Source organism: Pseudomonas sp. R84, from assembly GCF_009834515.1.
In the GTDB taxonomy this organism is placed as follows: Bacteria; Pseudomonadota; Gammaproteobacteria; order Pseudomonadales; family Pseudomonadaceae; genus Aquipseudomonas.
Genome location: NZ_CP019426.1, coordinates 3,646,223 through 3,664,004, shown reverse-complemented (window position 1 = coordinate 3,664,004; position 17,782 = coordinate 3,646,223). Strand labels below are relative to the sequence as shown.

General features: G+C 58.4%; 14 protein-coding genes. 1 reads left to right on the top strand and 13 read right to left on the bottom strand.

Annotated elements, in window-relative coordinates; translation table 11 throughout:
- Positions 1–7 precede the first annotated feature (7 nt).
- Both PspR84_RS16100 and PspR84_RS16095 read right to left on the bottom strand, forming a co-directional pair.
- Complete coding sequence (locus tag PspR84_RS16100) at positions 8–859, bottom strand: DUF4123 domain-containing protein (RefSeq protein WP_160058095.1); 852 nt, start codon at positions 857–859, stop codon at positions 8–10.
- Positions 856–2,928 (bottom strand): type VI secretion system tip protein VgrG, encoded by a 2,073-nt coding sequence (locus tag PspR84_RS16095; protein WP_160058093.1) that lies wholly within the window; start codon positions 2,926–2,928, stop codon positions 856–858. The genes PspR84_RS16100 and PspR84_RS16095 overlap by 4 nt, the downstream gene beginning before the upstream one ends.
- 373 nt (positions 2,929–3,301) lie before the next feature.
- Between PspR84_RS16095 and PspR84_RS16090 the strand changes: the two genes are divergently transcribed.
- Positions 3,302–4,603, top strand: a complete 1,302-nt coding sequence (locus PspR84_RS16090; RefSeq protein ID WP_160058091.1) for an OprD family porin — start codon at positions 3,302–3,304, stop codon at positions 4,601–4,603.
- Between the two features lie 112 nt (positions 4,604–4,715).
- Here the strand turns inward: PspR84_RS16090 and PspR84_RS16085 are convergent, their stop codons facing one another.
- The 11 genes from PspR84_RS16085 to PspR84_RS16035 all read right to left on the bottom strand — a co-directional run bounded on the left by PspR84_RS16085 (position 4,716) and on the right by PspR84_RS16035 (position 17,728).
- On the bottom strand, positions 4,716–5,336 hold the full coding sequence (locus tag PspR84_RS16085) for a hypothetical protein (protein WP_007912129.1): 621 nt from the start codon (positions 5,334–5,336) through the stop codon (positions 4,716–4,718).
- A 45-nt stretch (positions 5,337–5,381) separates the two neighbouring features.
- Entirely contained in the window at positions 5,382–6,320 is a 939-nt protein-coding gene (locus PspR84_RS16080) for a carbohydrate kinase (protein ID WP_160058089.1), read from the bottom strand.
- A gap of 13 nt (positions 6,321–6,333) precedes the next feature.
- The gene (xylB, locus tag PspR84_RS16075) at positions 6,334–7,830 is read right to left on the bottom strand and encodes a xylulokinase (protein ID WP_160058087.1); all 1,497 of its coding nucleotides are present in this window, start codon (positions 7,828–7,830) and stop codon (positions 6,334–6,336) included.
- Between the two features lie 247 nt (positions 7,831–8,077).
- Positions 8,078–9,550 carry a mannitol dehydrogenase family protein gene (locus PspR84_RS16070; protein WP_160058066.1) on the bottom strand — a complete coding sequence of 491 codons (1,473 nt, stop codon included), beginning with the start codon at positions 9,548–9,550 and terminating at the stop codon, positions 8,078–8,080.
- Positions 9,551–9,565: 15 nt separating this feature from the next.
- On the bottom strand, positions 9,566–10,669 hold the full coding sequence (gene ugpC, locus PspR84_RS16065; RefSeq protein WP_160058064.1) for a sn-glycerol-3-phosphate ABC transporter ATP-binding protein UgpC: 1,104 nt from the start codon (positions 10,667–10,669) through the stop codon (positions 9,566–9,568).
- A 163-nt stretch (positions 10,670–10,832) separates the two neighbouring features.
- The gene (locus PspR84_RS16060; protein WP_095120887.1) at positions 10,833–11,663 is read right to left on the bottom strand and encodes a carbohydrate ABC transporter permease; all 831 of its coding nucleotides are present in this window, start codon (positions 11,661–11,663) and stop codon (positions 10,833–10,835) included.
- An 8-nt stretch (positions 11,664–11,671) separates the two neighbouring features.
- The gene (locus PspR84_RS16055) at positions 11,672–12,598 is read right to left on the bottom strand and encodes a sugar ABC transporter permease (RefSeq protein WP_160058062.1); all 927 of its coding nucleotides are present in this window, start codon (positions 12,596–12,598) and stop codon (positions 11,672–11,674) included.
- Positions 12,599–12,752: 154 nt separating this feature from the next.
- On the bottom strand, positions 12,753–14,063 hold the full coding sequence (locus tag PspR84_RS16050; RefSeq protein WP_160058060.1) for a sugar ABC transporter substrate-binding protein: 1,311 nt from the start codon (positions 14,061–14,063) through the stop codon (positions 12,753–12,755).
- A 343-nt stretch (positions 14,064–14,406) separates the two neighbouring features.
- A complete protein-coding gene (locus tag PspR84_RS16045) occupies positions 14,407–15,312 on the bottom strand; it encodes an AraC family transcriptional regulator (RefSeq protein WP_160058058.1) in 906 nt (301 codons plus the stop codon).
- A 78-nt stretch (positions 15,313–15,390) separates the two neighbouring features.
- Positions 15,391–16,248, bottom strand: coding sequence for a phosphatidylinositol-specific phospholipase C domain-containing protein (locus PspR84_RS16040; protein ID WP_160058057.1), 858 nt, complete (start codon positions 16,246–16,248; stop codon positions 15,391–15,393).
- A gap of 169 nt (positions 16,249–16,417) precedes the next feature.
- A complete protein-coding gene (locus tag PspR84_RS16035; protein ID WP_160058055.1) occupies positions 16,418–17,728 on the bottom strand; it encodes a glycosyltransferase in 1,311 nt (436 codons plus the stop codon).
- Positions 17,729–17,782 lie beyond the last annotated feature (54 nt).

The window sequence follows — 17,782 nt, the reverse complement described above, 5'->3', positions numbered from 1 at the left end:
TTCGATATTAATTCAGTGCGTAGTCGTCGCTGTGTTTAGCAAAAAACCGTTCACACCGCTCAAAATGCTTCTCCGGCGTTTCTCCAGGTAAGGGCTGCCAAGCCAGGTCCTCGGCATTCCTGGGGTCGAGGCGCAGGGTCAACATGAACTCCCGCTGCTCTGGCGTGTTCCATTGCCAGGCCTGGAGCAGGTCCATCTGCTCTTCCAGCCATTCGAGGATCGGGCGGGTTTCTGAGAGTTTTGCGGCGGTTTCGGCGTGATACACCAGCAACCAGCGCTTGAGGTTCGCACGCAAGATTTCGCGGGTTCGCTCTGGCGGCGTAGGGGCTTGAAGCCATGGTGCCGGGTTAGGTACGGCATACATGCCTGGTTTGCCGTTATCCGCACTTCTCCACTGATTCTCCTCCCAATACAGCACACTGCTGATCGGACCCAGCAGCAGCGGCCATTCGATTTCCTTCATGTTGCCCAGGCAGCGGGCCAGAACCCGGTTGTCTTGAAAACGGAACAGCGAGCGCTCGCCGTCTTCGTCGATGACCATGCGAGCGATCCAGTGCTGGGTCAGGCTGTCGAGATCAGCCTTGTCCATGCTGCCGATCCAGCCCCAGTTGCGCTGTGGGTCATCGAGTAGTTTGCGGAACGCATCGTTGCCCGGGTTCTGTAATTCGGTCAGCCATGGACTGATGGCGGCGAACTGCGCGTATTCGGTACGGCGGTAAAGTTGTACCGAGCGTTGCATGACGCCGGCGCTATACAGCGAGGTGACCGGATTGGGTTCGGCGAGGCTGTCCAGTGCCAGAATCAGCACGCGATTGAGTCTGGCCTGTTCGCCTAGCCAGTTGTTGAGTGCTTCGCTCATGCTGTAGCTCCCAGATCGCATTTGCCTTCGCGGCAGGCTTCGCAGATCGGGCAACGTATGTCGCCGGCAGCGCGAGCGGCTTTGGCCAAGGCCATCTGTGCGGCGGCCGGGACGAGCAGGGCACCTGCTTTGTCTTTCGCTGCGGCCCACGGTATGACAGGTTCCAGAATCCCGATCCCGGTTCCCACCCCAGGCGCACCACCGGTATTCACCTTCACCTCAGCCCCGCTGATGGTCACACCACCGGCATCCACCTTCACAAAGCTCCCGCCCGCCTTGGCGGTCAGCTCCATGCCGCCCTCGATCACCACTTTCTCACCCGCGTGATAGTGAATCTCTGTCCCGGCCTCGACAAACTGCGCCGTACCTACTTTCACATGCTGAGTCACGCCCACGGTCAGGTGATCATCCGCGCGCATCTCACTGATACGATCCAGATGCGTAATCCGGTGCTCTTCAACCTTGAACTCACTCAGCGTATTGGCTTCAACGGTGTCGTGCCGTTCATTCCCGACACGAATCTTCTGATCGTGCTCAATGTTTTCGTCCCAGTCGCGTTGGGCGTGGATGTAGATCTGCTCGACGCCTTTCTTGTCTTCGATACGGAACTCGTTGTAGCCCTTGCCGCCCGGTGAGCTCAGGGTTTTGAAGGTGCTGCGGGTCTTGTTTGCCGGCAGGTCGTAGGGGACGACGTTTTCCTTGTGGTACAGGCAACCGGTGACCAGCGGCTGGTCGGGATCGCCTTCGAGGAAGGTAACGAGGACTTCCATGCCGATGCGCGGGATGGCGATGCCGCCGTACGCTGCGCCGGCCCAGCCGCTGGCGACGCGCATCCAGCAGGTGGTTTTGTCGTTGGACTGACCGTCGCGGTCCCAGTGGAATTGCACTTTGATGCGGCCGTACTGGTCGCAGTGGATTTCTTCGCCGGCCGGGCCGGTGACGACCGCGGTCTGGCTGCCGAGGACTTTTGGTTTCGGGTGTTCAAGGGCAGGGCGGTAGTGCGCATCCCACGGGGTGGCGAGGAAGCTGTTGCGGTAGCCCTGGTGGAAATCGCTTTTGTTCTCGGTGACGTCGCTGGTGACGTTTTCGCCGAGCACTTGCGGTTGTTTGCCTTCGTGGAAGACTTCCAGCAGCAGCCACAGCTCATTCCATTCGGCGCGCGGGTGTTCGGCGAGCGTGAGGAAATGGCCGCTGGTCAGCGTCGGTTCGTCACCTTTGCCTTCGGCGAGTTTGTAGTCGCTGCGATGGCGTTCGAGGGCGCGGGTGGAAAGGAACTTGCCGCGCTCGCGGGTGGTGAAGCGGCCGGGGTAGTCGTAGTCTTCGAGGTCCGGGGCAAAGGTGCTTTTCGCCGTGCCTTCGGGGAGGATCTGCGGTTTTTCGAAGTCGTAGTCGCGGCGGCTGACGCGGGTGGTGCGGGTTTCCAGACGCAGGTTGAAACGCTTGATCACCGGTTTGTCGGCGGCCATGCCGGAGTCTTGCTGGTAGCTCACCGGTTTCAGCTTACGGAACACGGTCTGGTCGTCGCCGAACACCAGTTTGTGGCCGCTGCTGCTGTGCTGGAAGTGGAAGTGAATGCCTTCTTCCTCGCACAGGCGCTGGATGAAATGCAGGTCGGATTCGTCGTACTGCACGCAGTACTCGCGTTCCGGGTATTCGGCGTTGAGCTGGAAGCTGTAGGCGTCGGCGAGGATGCCGCGATCTTCCAGGACCTGGGCGATGATTTTCGGCACGGTCAGTTGCTGGAAGATCTGCTGATCGTGGTTGTGCCGCAGGTAGGCCAGTTGTGGCACCAGGCTGAGGCTGTAACGGGTCAGGGTCTTGCCGGAGTCGCCTTGCTCGATGCGATAGACCAGACCGTGGATCTTGCCTTCGCCGGTCGGGCCGAAAGTCAGGACGCCGGGCTTGTGCAACAGCTCTTCGAGTTTCAGGTCGGGGCGCGCGCTGACGAGTTCAAGGTCGAAACGGAACGGTTGGTTGAGGGCTTCGCGACCGGTGAAGCTGAGGACTTGCAGGTCGGCGTTGGCGCCTTCAAGCGTGAGGGTAATGTGGGTTGCGTTGGCGTCCAGCATGCCTTGAATTCCGTCCGTTGAATAAGCAGGTGACGGATGATGGAGGATTCAGCGGCCTCGTTCAAGGCACAAAAGCCGTAGGTCTGGCAGGTTTGCGGTATAGGGAAAACCCTTAGATGAGGTGTTTGACCCAGTAAAACCGGGCGTTTGCTGCGAATTGGCGTTGATTGCCGGCAACTTTTTCCACGACCGGGGTTGAAGAATCCTCAGTCAGATTCAGACTAAAGTCGCCTGTAGCACGTCAAAGCCATCTGCCATCATTGCTGCTCACCCCTGCGTGTCCACTTTCTCCTGGTTCAATCTGATCCGGGACGGGAGCTATTTTTCTGGCTTGTTGCGCGCTTGCGCAAACGCTGCATTGTTGGAGTTTTTCATGCGTCCCCCATTTCCCCTCATCACCCCGCGCCAGTCGTTTGGCTTCGGAGCCGTTGTGCTGTGCGCAGGTTTTACTGCACAGGTTCAGGCCAGCGGATTTTTTGAAGACGCCACGGCGAAAATCGAGTCGCGCACGGTGTACTTCAACCGCGATTTCCGTGATGGGCACACCACGAACGATCAGGGCGCGTCCAAGCGTGAAGAGTCGGCACAGGGTTTTATTCTCAACCTGCAATCGGGCTACACCGAAGGAACGGTGGGTTTTGGTATCGATGCGCTGGGCATGCTCGGCTTTCAACTCGATTCCAGCCCGGACCGCAGCAACAGCGGCTTGTTGCCATCGAGCGGCAACGACCCGCGCGGCTCGAAAGGTCAGTACGCGAAAATGGGCCTGACCGCTAAGGTCAAGGTCTCGGACACGGTGCTGAAGTACGGCGCGCTGTTGCCGGATCTGCCTCTGTTGAAATACAACGACGGCCGTTTGCTGCCGACGATGTTCAACGGCGCCATGCTCACCTCTAAAGAGGTGAAAGACCTGACCTTCATGGCCGCGCGCCTGGACAAGTACACCGCGCGCGATTCCACCGATTCGCAAGACATCCGCGTGCACTGCAAGAACAAGCGCTACGCCTGCAACACCACTGCCGATCATTTCGACATGTACGGCTTCGACTACAAGATCAACGATCGCCTGACCGCGCAGTATCACTACGCTGAACTGGAAGACATTTATCGTCAGCACTTTGTCGGGCTGTTGGGTAATCAACCGTTAGCTGGCGGTGTGCTTAAAGCGGATCTGCGCGTGCTGAAAAGTGCCGACAGCGGTGATGCCAAGGCCGGTTCCATCGATAACCGGGCGTTGAGCGGCATGTTGTCGTATGCGCACAGCGGCCACACGTTCAGCGCCGGTTGGCAGCGCATGAACGGCGACAACTCGATGCCGTACCTCGATGGCAGCAATCCGTATCTGGTCAACTATGTGCAGGTCAACGACTTCGCCGCTGCGCAGGAACGCTCGTGGCAGTTGCGTTATGACTATGACTTCAAGGCCATTGGCATTAATGGTTTGAGCTTTCTGACCCGCTATGTGAACGGTGATCACATCAAGGTGTTGGGCAGTGATCAGGAAGGCAAGGAGTGGGAGCGCGATAGCGAGTTGAAGTATGTGATTCAGACGGGCACGTTCAAGGATGTGAGTCTGCGTTTGAGGAATGCTACGTATCGCACCAATTATGAGAAGTTTGCCCGGGATGTGGATGAGACCCGGTTGATTGTGAGTTATAGCTTCTCCGTCCTGTAACGGCTCCCAATGTAGGAGCTGCCGCAGGCTGCGATCTTTTGACGTTGATTTTAAAAAACCAAGATCAAAAGATCGCAGCCTTCGGCAGCTCCTACACGGGATCCCGGAGCTTTTACAGCCAATGCCAGAACCGGCTCCAGAACCCGCGATTCAAATCTTCCTTGCACCCGGCATATTGCCGCGCATACACATCCGAACGGTTCTGCACTTTGCGCGCCGTTGGCATCAGCCAGGCTTTGCTCGCGTAGGTCTTGTTGCGGAATCCGCCCCAGCCTTCGTGGTAGTTGAGGTACTGGTTATAGGCGTCGTACTTGTACACGCCATTGATCGAATAGGTCTTGTCCATGTACCAGCCGACAAAGTCGATGGCGTCGTCGAAGTCTTCGCGATCGGCTCCGCTGCGGCCGGTGCTTTTCTGGTAGTCGGCCCAGACTTCATCTTTGGCTTGCGCATAACCCGAGGCGGTCGAAACGCGGCCCCACGGGATCACCCAGAGCAAGTATTTGCGCGGAGTCTTGGCGTCGTAGCGGTAGCCGGATTCCTGATACATGATCGCGAAGGGCACCTGAATCGGCACGCCCCAGCGTTTTTGCGTGACTTGCGCAGCGTCGTACCAGTCGCTTTTTTCGCGGAAGATTTCGCAAATGTCTTCCGGCGAGCGGGGCGGCGAGGTGCCGCACCCGCTCAGTAGCGTTGCCAGTGTCAGTAGTCCAAGCGTCTGCCTGTAATTCAAAAGCCGTTATCCCGTCGTGCGCAAAAAGGCCGACAGTCTACGCGCTCAGCTCAATTGATGACGATAGGGCAGATCCGGGCCAGTCTTGCTGCAGGTCAGTGCGGCGGCTTGTACGGCGAACTTGAGCATGGCGTCGATCTGCTCGCGAGCGAGTTGCTGCACGCCTTCGACCGAATCCAGACCGTGCTCGGTCAGCCAGGTGATCAGCGCGGCCTGGAAGGTGTCACCGGCGCCAACGGTATCGGCGATCTTCACTGAGGCCGCCGGCACCGACCAGTTGCCATGCTGGCGGCTGAACACACTGGCGCCGTCGCCGCCCCGGGTGAGGAAAACGATCTGGCAGCGATGTTCGAGCCAGCCTTCGATCACCCGTTGCGGGTCCTGTTCGGGGTAGAGCAGGCTCAGGTCTTCGTCGCTGACCTTGATCAGGTCGGCGAGTGGTACCAGCGTCGCGATGCGCTCGCGCCACAGGTCGATATTCGGCTCGGGATTAAGGCGCACGTTGGGGTCGAGGGTGATCAGGCGTTTGCCGCTTTCGCGCTGTACCAGCGTCAGCAAGGTGTCGCCGATCGGCTGCACCACCAGCGAGAATGAGCCAATGTGCAAGCCGCGCACCTCAGCGCTCAGCTCTGGCAGATGCGCAAGACTCAGTTGCCGATCGGCACAGCCTTCACCGCGAAAGCTGTAATGCGGGGAGCCATTGGCACCGACGGCGACCATGGCCAGCGTGGTCGGCGCGGCGAAATCCACCAGATAGTCCGGGCGCACACCTTCATCCTGCAGCACTCGCTGCAAGCGGCGGCCGAGGTAGTCGGTGGACAGCCCGCCGAACAAGGCCGAGTCCACGCCCAGACGGCGCAAACCGACGGCGACGTTGAACGGCGAACCGCCGGCAATCGCGTTGAAATTCACTTTCGAGGCCAGACCGCTGGCGTCGTCTTCACTGAAAAAATCAAACAGGGCTTCGCCACACACCAAATACATAATTGTTTGCTCTTTATAGGGTTGCGACATGCTGTTGATAGCGTTCATAGGCATGCTGGAACGCCGCGACGTTGGCGGCGATCGGCAGGGTTTCACTGCTTGAATCGAGTTTCACGCAGCGCTGGCACAGATCGGCGAGGGTGTCTTCGTGGCCGTTCGACCAGGATTTGCACCACGCCGCTTGAATCGCTGCGCCGAGGGCGGCGGCTTCGCTTTGTTCGGTGCAGATCACCGGGGTGTTCATGATGTCGGCGACGATCTGCCGCCACACCGCGCTTTTCGAGCCGCCGCCGATCAGGCAAATGCTGCGGCTTTGTAAACCATTCTGGCGGAGCAAATCCAGTCCGTAACGTAGACCGAAGGTGGTGCCTTCGACGGCGGCGCGGCACAGATTGGCCTGGGTCAGGTTATCCAGCGTCAAGCCGTGCAGGCTGCCGGTGGCGTGGGGCAGGGCGGGCACCCGTTCACCGTTGAGGAATGGCAGCATGCTCACGCCGTCGGCGCCGATGGGAGCCTGGGCGACGAGGTCGTTGAACTGCTGCAGATCGAGGTCGAACAACTCGCGAATCGCGCCGGTGGCGTTGGTCAGGTTCATCGTGCAGATCAGCGGCAACCAACCGCCACTGGACGAGCAGAACGTCGCGACCGAGGCGTCCGGGCTGACTTTCGGCACCTCGGAATAGGCGTACACCGTGCCAGAGGAACCAAGGCTCATGGTGATCGCGCCGGGCTGGATATTGCCGGTGCCGATGGCGCCCATCATGTTGTCGCCGCCACCGCTTGATACCAATGCGTCGGGGTTGATGCCGAGGTGTTCGGCGATGGCCGGGAGGAGGGTGCCGACGCTTTGGTGCGCATCGATCAGCTCAGGTAGCGCCGCTTGCAGGCGTCCGCTGGCGTCGATGTCGCGCAGCAGTTGCAAGTCCCATTGGCGAGTGCGCACGTTGAAATAGCCGGTGCCGGAAGCGTCACCGTATTCGCTGCAGGCGCGGCCGGTGAGCCAGAAGTTCAGGTAGTCGTGCGGCAGCAGAATGCGTGCGATGCGTGAGAACACCACGGGGTGTTGTTCTTTGGTCCAGAGCAGTTTCGACACCGTGTAGCCCGGCGCGATGACCACGCCGAGGCGTTCCAGCGAGCCTTTTTCACCGCCCAGATGAGTGAGCAGACGGTCGTTTTCGGCGCTGGTTTCGGTGTCGCACCAGAGCTTGGCCGGGCGCAGCACTTCACCTTGGTCGTCGAGCAGGACCAGGCCGTGTTGCTGGCCGGAGACGCCGATGCCGAGGATCGCCTGGCCGTCGACATTCGCCGCCAGCAATGCCTGGCGGGTAGCGAGGGCGAAGGCTTCGAGCCATTGCTGGGTGTCTTGCTCGCGGCGGCCGTTGGCGCCGCTGATCATTGTGTGTGCGGCGGCGCCTTGGCCGAGGACTTGGCCGCTGATGGCGTCGAGGATGATGGCTTTGGTGCCTTGGGTGCCGCAGTCGATGCCTAGGAACAGTTGTTGTGTTGTCATGTGTGAACCACTCGGGTGTGGTGAAGATCAAGAGCTTACCCCCTCACCCCAGCCCTCTCCCCCAAGGGGGCGAGGGGGAAAGGGAGCCGATCGGGGGGCTGTTCAAAAGCTGAGTTCGACTCCGGTTCTCTCAACCGGGGCTGTTCAAAAGCTGAGTTTGACTCCGGACTTTCAGGTCGATGTATTCCGCAAGAACGCCTCGGTCAGTCCCCTCTCCCTCCGGGAGAGGGCTAGGGTGAGGGGCTTTTCAATCCAGAATCCGCTGCAAAGTCCGCGTCACACCTTCTTCGCGCAAACTGTTGCAGCACCACTCAAACGCCGCGACAAACTCCGCCGAACGCGGAATCACCGTGCCAAAAATCTCCTCAACCGCCAACAACCGCTGCGTGATTAAAGCATCATCCGCCACCAACGCCTGACAAAACGCCGCGCGCGGATCCGGGATCGAATAGGTATCACCATTCTCATCGACCCCCTTCAAATACAACGCCCACGCAGCGACCACCAGAGCCGCACGCTTGGTCTCCTGCCCATCGGCAATCAAGCGATTGATCGTCGGAATAGTGAACTTGGGAAACTTCGACGAGCCGTCCGAACACACCCGCTCCAATTGATCGGCAATCGCTTGATTGGAAAAGCGCGCCACCAGCGTATTTTTGTAATCCGTCAGATCAATGCCCGGCACCGGCGCCAGTTGCGGGGTCACGTCCAGATCCATGTAAGCACGCATGTAACGCACGAACAGCGGGTCGTTCATGGTCTCGTGCACAAACCGGTAGCCCTTCAAAAAGCCCAGATAGGTCAGCGCCAAGTGGCTGCCGTTGAGCAGTTTGATTTTCATCTCTTCATAGGGCGAAACATCGTCGGTGAACTGCACGCCAACCTTTTCCCAGGCCGGGCGACCATTGACGAATTTGTCTTCCAGCACCCATTGCACGAACGGCTCGCAGACCACCGGCCAGGCATCGTCGACGCCGTGTTTGTCGGCCAGTTGCAGGCGATGCGCGGTGCTGGTCATTGGGGTGATGCGGTCGACCATGGCATTGGGGAAACTGACGTTGGCGTCGATCCAGCTGCACAGGTTGCTGTTACGCAGTGTGGCAAACGCCAGCAGCGCCTTGCGCGTCACGGCGCCGTTGTGCGGCAGGTTATCGCAAGACATCACGGTAAACGCCGGAATGCCCGTCGCCCGGCGTTTTTCCAAGGCTGCACATAAAAAACCGAACACGGTTTTCGGTGACTCGGGATGGGCCAGATCGTGTTGGATCTGCGGCAGGTGCGCCATGAACTCGCCGTTGCTGTCGTCGATGCAATAACCACCCTCGGTGATGGTCAGCGAGACGATGCGGATTTGCGGATCGGCGAGCTTGTCGATCAACGCCTGAGCGCCGTCCTCGGCCAGCAGCATGTCGCGAATCGCACCGATCACGCGGACTTCGGTGTCGTCGCTGTCACCGAGTTCGAACAGCGTGAACAGGTAATCCTGCTCCTTGAGATCGTCGCGGGCGCGGCGGTCCTCAGTGCGCAGGCCGACGCCGCAAATCGCCCAGTCGAGGGCTTCGCCGGTGTTCATCAGCGCATCGGTGTAATACGCCTGATGTGCGCGATGAAAGCCGCCGACGCCGATGTGGGCGATGCCTTGGCGCGTGTCGTTGAGGCTGTAGGCCGGCAGTTGCACTTCGCTGGCCAGACGATGGAGATTTTGTTGATTGAGTTTCATCGGGAGTTCTCGAAATCAGGCCGCAGCGCGCAGCGGACGGGTCAACGCGATACCTTCGGCATCGAATAAATGGCACTGAGCCGCGTCCAGGTGCAGGCTCAATTGTTCGCCGTAACGGCTGGCCAGATCACCGCGCACGCGCATGGTCAGGGCTTCGCCGGCGTTGGTGGTGACGTGGCAGAAGGTGTCGCTGCCCAGGCGTTCGCTGACGTCAGCGGTGACTTGCAGGGTGCAGTCGCCCGGTTGTGCGAGTTCCAGATGTTCCGGGCGAATGCCGAGGGTCACGGCGCTGCCGACACTCAAATTGGCGGTGTTGAAGGGCAGGGTGATGCGCGTACCAGCGTCCAGCGAGACTTCGCAGCTCTGGCCGTCGACGCGGGCAATCTTGCCTTTGAGGAAGCCCATTTTCGGCGTGCCGAGGAACCCGGCGACGAAGAGGTTCGCCGGGTTGTGATACAGGTCCAGCGGCGAGCCGACCTGTTCGATCTTGCCGCCATTGAGTACCACGACTTTATCGGCCATGGTCATCGCTTCGACCTGATCGTGGGTCACGTAGATCATCGTCGCTTGCAGGTCTTTGTGCAGACGCAGCAGCTCAAGGCGCATCTGCACGCGCAGCGCGGCGTCGAGGTTGGACAACGGTTCGTCGAAGAGGAAGATTTTCGGATTGCGCACGATGGCGCGACCAATCGCCACGCGTTGACGCTGGCCACCGGAGAGTTGTTTTGGCTTGCGCTCAAGCATCGGCCCGAGTTCGAGAATGCGCGCCGCTTCACCGACTTTCTTCTCGACTTCGGCTTTCGGTACGCCTGCGAGGTCGAGGGCGAACGACATGTTATTTTTCACGGTCATGTGCGGGTACAGCGCGTAGGTCTGGAACACCATCGCCAGATCGCGCTTGGCCGGGCTGACTTCGGTGATGTCGCGGCCATCGAGTTCGATGGTGCCGTCGCTGACTTCTTCCAGACCGGCGATCAGCCGCAGCAGGGTGGATTTGCCGCAGCCCGACGGGCCGACGAAGACCACGAATTCCTTGTCGTTCACCTCAAGGTCGATGCCTTTGATGATGGAGAAACCTTCGAAGCCTTTTTGCAGATTCTTGATTTTCAGGTTAGCCATGAGGATGGGCCTCCGCAATTTATTATTCAGTTGAATCGAACGCGTTTTTGTAGGAGCGAGCCTGCTCGCGATAGCGGAGTGTCATTCAACAATGATGGCGACTGACACGGCCTCATCGCGAGCAGGCTCACTCCTACAGGGGGATGTGTCGGGTTCGGGATCTTCATTTCACGGCACCGAAGGAGAGGCCGCGCACCAGTTGCTTCTGGCTGATCCAGCCGAAGATCAGGATCGGCGCACACGCCAGGGTCGAGACTGCCGACAACTTGGCCCAGAACAAGCCTTCCGGACTTGAATACGAGGCGATCAACGCGGTCAGTGGCGCGGCTTTCGACGAGGTCAGGTTCAGCGACCAGAACGCCTCGTTCCAGCACAGAATCAGCGAAAGCAGCACGGTCGAGGCGAGGCCGCCCTTGGCAATCGGCAACAGCACGCGGACCATTTCCTGCCACAGCGTGGCGCCGTCGAGGCGGGCGGCTTCGAGGATGTCTTTGGGGATGTCCTTGAAGTAGGTGTAAACCATCCAGACCACGATCGGCAGGTTGATCAGCGTGTAGATCACGATCAGCGCGATGCGTGTATCGAGCAGGCCGAAACTCTTCGCCAGCAGGTAGATCGGCATCAGCACGCCCACCGGCGGCAGCATCTTGGTCGAGAGCATCCACAGCAGCGTGCCTTTGGTGCGCTGGGTTTCGTAGAACGCCATCGAGTAAGCGGCGGGCACCGCGATCAGCAGGCACAACGCGGTGGCGCTAAAGGAAATCACCACCGAGTTCCAGGCGAAACTGAAGTAGTCGCTGCGCTCATTGATGTGCAGGTAGTTCTCCAGCGTCGGCGTGAAGATGAACTGCGGCGGCGTGGCGAACGCGTCGATTTCGGTTTTGAAACTGGTCATCACCATCCACAAGATCGGGAAGAAAATCACGATCGCGATGGCCCAGGCCAGGGTGCCGAGCAGCAGGCTTTGCAGCCGGCGGGATTGTTGAAGAGTCATGGCAGGCCTCAGGCTTTGTCAGTCAGGTTTTTGCCGATCATCCGCACCAGAATGATCGCGGCGATGTTGGCGATGACCACGGCAATCAAGCCGCCCGCCGAGGCCATGCCGACGTCGAACTGCACCAGCGCCTGGTTGTAGATCAGGTAGGCGAGGTTGGTCGAGGCGTAGCCGGGGCCGCCGTTGGTGGTGGTGAAAATCTCGGCGAACACCGACAGCAGGAAGATCGTTTCGATCATCACCACCACAGCAATCGGCCGCGCCAGATGCGGCAGGGTCAGGTGCCAGAAGATCGCGATCGGCCCGGCACCGTCGAGGCGCGCGGCTTCTTTTTGTTCCTGGTCGAGGGACTGCATCGCGGTCATCAGGATCAGGATGGCGAAGGGCAGCCACTGCCACGAAACAATGATGATGATCGACAGCAGCGGGTAGTGCGCCAGCCAGTCCACCGGTTGCGCGCCGAACAGTTTCCAGACGTAGGCGAGAATCCCCGAGACCGGATGGAAGATCAGGTTCTTCCAGATCAGCGCACCGACCGTGGGCATGATGAAGAACGGCGAGATCAGCATGACCCGGACGATGCCGCGACCAAGGAATTCACTGGCCTCCAGCAATGCACTGATCAATACGCCCAACACCACACTAATCAGCAAAACGCTACCGACCAGCAACAGCGTGTTGGTGGCACCGGGCATGAAGCCCGAGTCGGTCAGAAAGTAGGTGAAGTTCTCAAGCCCGACGAACTCGTTTTCGCCGGGGTAGAGCAGGTTGTAGCGGATCATCGAGAAGTAGATGGTCATGCCCAGCGGCACGATCATCCACAGCAGCAACAGGGCCACCGAAGGGCTGACCAGAAACCAGCCGGGATTGCGTACGCGGACCTTGCGCGCAGGTGGCGACAGGTCGAGGTGGGCTTTGGCAGTTGAAGTATTCATGGCGATCACAACCGAGTCATACAGACCTATGAAGATCTAATGTAGGAGTGAGCCTGCTCGCGATAGCGGTTTTCCATCCAACACCGTCGGTGACTGATACACCGCTATCGCGAGCAGGCTCACTCCTACAAAAGGCAGGAGCGAGCTGTTGCGGTTACTTGGGATAACCGGCGCGCTTCATCTCGCGTTCAGTGGTTTGCTGCGCGGCGGTCAGAGCTTGATCCACCGTGGTCTGGCCGATCAGCGCTGCCGAGAACAGCTTGCCAACCTGGGTGCCCACGGCCTGGAACTCAGGAATGGTCACCAGTTGAATGCCAATGTACGGCACCGGTTTCAGCGTCGGTTTGCTCGGGTCAGCCGCTTTCAACGATTCCAGCGTGACCTTGGCGAACGGCGCGGCGCTCATGTAAGCGTCGCTGTAGGTCGAGGCGCGGGTGCCCGGCGGAACGTTGGCGATGCCGTCAGTTTTGGCCACCAACTCACCGTATTCCTTGGAAGTTGCCCAGGCGCTGAACTCTTTCGCTGCATCCTTGGCTTTGGAACTGGTCGGAATCGCCAGCGCCCAGGAGTACAGCCAGGCCGAACCTTTGTCAGTCACTTGATGCGGGGCGAAGGTGAAGCCGACGTGATCGGCGACTTTGCTTTGAGTTTTGTCGGTAACGAACGAACCGGCGACGCTGGCATCGACCCACATTGCGCATTTGCCGCTGTTGAACAGTGCGAGGTTTTCGTTGAAACCGTTGCTGGAAGCGCCCGGCGGGCCAGATTTCTTCATGGTGTCGACGTAGAAGTTCAGCGCGTTTTTCCACTCAGGGCCGCTGAATTCCGGTTTCCACTGCTCATCGAACCAGCGCGCGCCATAGGCGTTGGCGACGGTGGTGATCAGCGCCATGTTCTCGCCCCAACCGGCCTTGCCGCGCAGGCAGATGCCGTACTGCTCTTTGTCTTTATTGGTGAGTTTTTCGGCGAAGCCGGCGATCTGTTCCCAGGTCGGACGCTCGGGCATGGTCAGCCCGGCATCCTTGAACAGGTCGGTGCGGTAATAGGTGATCGAGCTTTCCGCGTAGAACGGCAAGGCGTACAGCGAACCCTTGACTGACAGGCCTTCACGCACCGACGGGAACACGTCGTCGAGGGCGTAACTGGCCGGCAGATCCTTCATCGGTTCCAGCCAGCCTTTGGCGCCCCACAGTGCCGCTTCGTACATGCCGATGGTCAACACGTCGAACTGCCCGCCCTGAGTGGCGATGTCGGTGGTCAGGCGTTGGCGCAGGACGTTTTCTTCCAGCACGACCCAATTGAGTTTGATGTCCGGATGCTCGGTCTCGAAGGTTTTCGAGAGCTTTTGCATGCGGATCATGTCGCTGTTGTTGACGGTGGCGATGGTCAGGGTCTGGGCGCCAAGGCTGACGCTGCTGAGGGTCATGCAGGTGAGGGCAAGCAGAGCTTTTGCAGTCGGTTGCATCGTGCACTCCTTTTCTGCACCCAGCGGGTTACAGAAGGACAGTTATTGTTTTTGTGTCTTCCTGTGCAGGAAGAATGTGCGCTGATTACAGCCTTCAATTGCAGGACTGACAAATCATCCCTAGCACTTTTGTCGATACTTTTTTGCACTGGGCTTTGACGTGGTGAATGCAGAGAAGGGCTTTTCAGCGCCGAGGTGCTATCGAATGCGTACAGGTTTTTGATGCCGACACAGCCCCTTGTAGGAGTGAGCCTGCTCGCGATAGCGGAATGTCAGCCAGCATTTTTGCAAGCTGTCCCACCGCTATCGCGAGCAGGCTCACTCCTACAGGGGAATTGGGTTGTCAGTGGTGGTTCTGTTCAGTCAGGCGCTGCACCGCGAGCCGGCGGTAATGCGACGGCGTCATACCTTTGAGCTGCTGAAAGCGCCGATTGAAATTGGAAATATTGTTGAAGCCGGATTCGAAACACACCTCGGTCACCGGTTTGTCACCATCAGCCAGCAGCTCGCAGGATTTGCTGATGCGCAGGCGATTGACGAACTCGATGAAATTGCGCCCCGTGGCCTGCTTGAATACACGACTGAAATAAGTCGGCGTCATGCCCAGATGGTCGGCGACTTCTTCCAGCGAAATATCCCGGGCGTAGTGGCTGAAGATGTAATCGACCGCCCGGTTGGTGCGATCGATGTTGTGCTCATCGGCGAGTTGCGGGGTGGTGGCGCCGGACAACAACTGGAAATCATCGCTGGCGGCAAGCAACTCCATCAGGATGAAAAAGTGCCCGAGGCGGGTGATGCCCTTGCTGTCGGCGATTCGCTGCATGAGCGTCATGGCCTGGCGGATGGTACGCTTGCAGCGAAACTCGATGCCGTACTGCGCACGTTCCAGCAGGGGCGCCAGGGTTTTCAGTTCGGCAAACACCTGATGGCCACTCTCGAACAGCTCGTCGGTGAAGTTGACCAGCATGTCGCGCTTCTCAACGACCTCGTCCTCGGCCACCTGGCTGATCCAGTTGTGCGGCAAGTTAGGGCCGGTGAGAAACAGGGTTTCGGGGTAAAAATTGCCGATGTAGTCGCCGATGAACACCTTGCCGGAGCTGGCGACGATCAGGTGCAGCTCGTATTCCTTGTGGAAATGCCAGCGCACCAGCGGGCATGGAAAACCGTGCTGGCGGTAGATGATGGACAACCCGTTATGGTCATCCATCAACTCGTATGAAGGGTCGGTCACGCGGGCGGTTCGGGTCATGGCGGGGCGCTTTTTTTGTTCTCGCCGCCGATCATGCCTCTTTCCGGTCCGTTTGTGCCAGTAGGTAAAGTTGGCCGATCAGGCGTTACGCTGACGCACCTTGTTCAGGTTGGCTGCGCGGCAAAACTCGACAATGCGCGATTCTTCGATGAAATCAACATTGATGATATTGCACTGTTGCGCCCAGTCACTTTTCGCAGGGTCAAACCAGACGTCAAGATCGCTATGAATATCCACCGGCCCGCCGGCGATACTGTAGCTGGTTGCTGATAAAGACCAAGGGGCCCAGACGCTGAAAGAATTCTCCAGTACGTTGCCGATGAACTGTTGTAACTCTTTCGCAGTGGTAATGTCTTTTCCGGACCATTGGTGATTGATCGAATCGATAAAGACACCGCTGTGAAGAGCCTGATGAGAGCGCGCCGCAACCAAAACCCGCTGCATGGGGCTGATGCGTTTTAGTTGTTCCAGACTAAGCGAGCGGTTGCCTCTCGGTATCAGTCGTTCACCCAGAAAACGAATGATTATTTCGTTGAAGTATTTGAAGTCGAAGTTGCTGCCTGCCAAATCATGGAAGTCGACAATGATGAACTCGTCAGGGTTTTTAGCGAGAAAATCGTTGATGTCGGTTACCAGATGTCCTAGCGTCCGGGAGTTGCGGTGTCCACCGTGATGCATGGGGAATTTACCGAGACCCTCGGCGTTTTGATCGTAGGTCAAACGTATGTCGAGAACTCTGGAACCGTTTCGAAGCTGGCTGTAGAACGTATCGTGCTGACACGCCAGCCAGTGGCGCGGCGGGCCGAAAAAAGGGTAAGAGGCTTTCCAGTCAGTGCCAGCGTTGTGTGTGCCCGGCAAGGTCAGTTCGAAAAGCGACAGGGTATCGATAGCGGGTGTCGCCGTCATCCATTGATGATTGCTGTATTGAGTGTTCATTGTTTTACCTGCATTAACTTGTTTAGAGGCGCGCTACCGTCATGATTTAGATAAGTAGCGCTTGCAGGTTTTTATAAGGGCAGGCGTTGTATGTTGGCAATATTAAAATTGATGCTGGTTGTTTTTGTTATTTTGATATTGATTTAATGTTGGTTCGGCTGTTGTTTTTTTATAGAGGTTTATCTTTTGTGGTATGACGATTCTTTGCTTCGATCCATTGCGACATATATTGAGTGCTTTTATGTGAGTGATGGCGAAGCATGCTGCCCGTAAAGTTATTGGCTCTGAGTTCCTGCAAGTTTAGTTGGCAATAACGCAGTTTCTCTATCAGCGCCAAACCATGTACTGACTGTGGGTAGCGTTGTTTCAATAGCGTATATCCTGCCAGACGGGCTTCCTGCCAACGCGCCTCGTTCTGGTAAAGCGCAACGGCATTGTTGGCGAATTCGATTGCACTGCTCGTGACACAGCCTGGCCAGGTCTGATCGCCGTGCATGCCCTCGGCGCCAACCGGTGTGGTGACGCTAGGCGTGCCGCACAGCATGGCATCGACCAGTTTGCCCTTGATCCCGGCCCCAAAGCGCAGCGGCGCCAAACAGACGCGGGCGGCAGACATGACCTGCAATGCATCTTCGGCCCAGTTCATGATGTGGAAACCGTCGCTGGCGTTATGCAGCGCGGTGGCTTTTGGCGGCGTATAAGCGCCGTAGATGTGCAGTTGTGCCTGGGGCAATTGCTGGCGAATCAGCGGCCAGATCGTGGTTTTCATCCATAGCACGGCATCCCAGTTGGGCGCATGACGGAAGTTGCCGATGCTCAGGAAGTTCGCCCGATCTGCAAAGTTTGCAGAGGTGGCCGCAGGCGGGTCGATCATTAACGGGCACCAGTGCAGCAACTGTCGAGGCAAACCGAACTGTTCGATCAACAGCTGGATTTCCACTTCGGAGATCATCAGGTTCAGATCGCAGCGATACAGCGCAGCGATTTCGCGTTTGGCCAGATCGGTCTCGGCCATCAGCCCGAATTCGTCGCGCAGGTCTGGAGCAAATACATCACTGAAATCATTCTGGTCCGGATTGACCTTGAGACGAGACTTCAGACGCTGATGACGCGCATGTCGCAGGCTTTGCAGGTCCGACGTTTCCAGCACTCGCAGGGCCTGAGGGCAGTATTTTTCCACCCGCCAGCCGAACTGCTCCTCCATCATGAACTGGTCGAACAAAACGATGTCCGGCGCCAGTTCGCTGATGAAGTGATCAAAGCTGCTGTTGTTGAGTTCGATGGCGACTTCGCGGATGCCGAGTGCGGCAAGATCCGCCTTGTGCTCGCCTGGGCCGGCCGGGCTGCTGAAGGTGATGTCCCAACCCTGTTGCAGGAATGTTTCGAGGATCTGCATGACGTGCCCGCTCGCCGCTGAGGAGCGTGGTTCTGGCCAGACGTAACCGATGACCAGGACTTTGGTAGCGACGGGTTGAATCATGGACAACATTCCTTCACGACAAACGAGGGGTAAAAAAGGGCGCAATTAAACCAC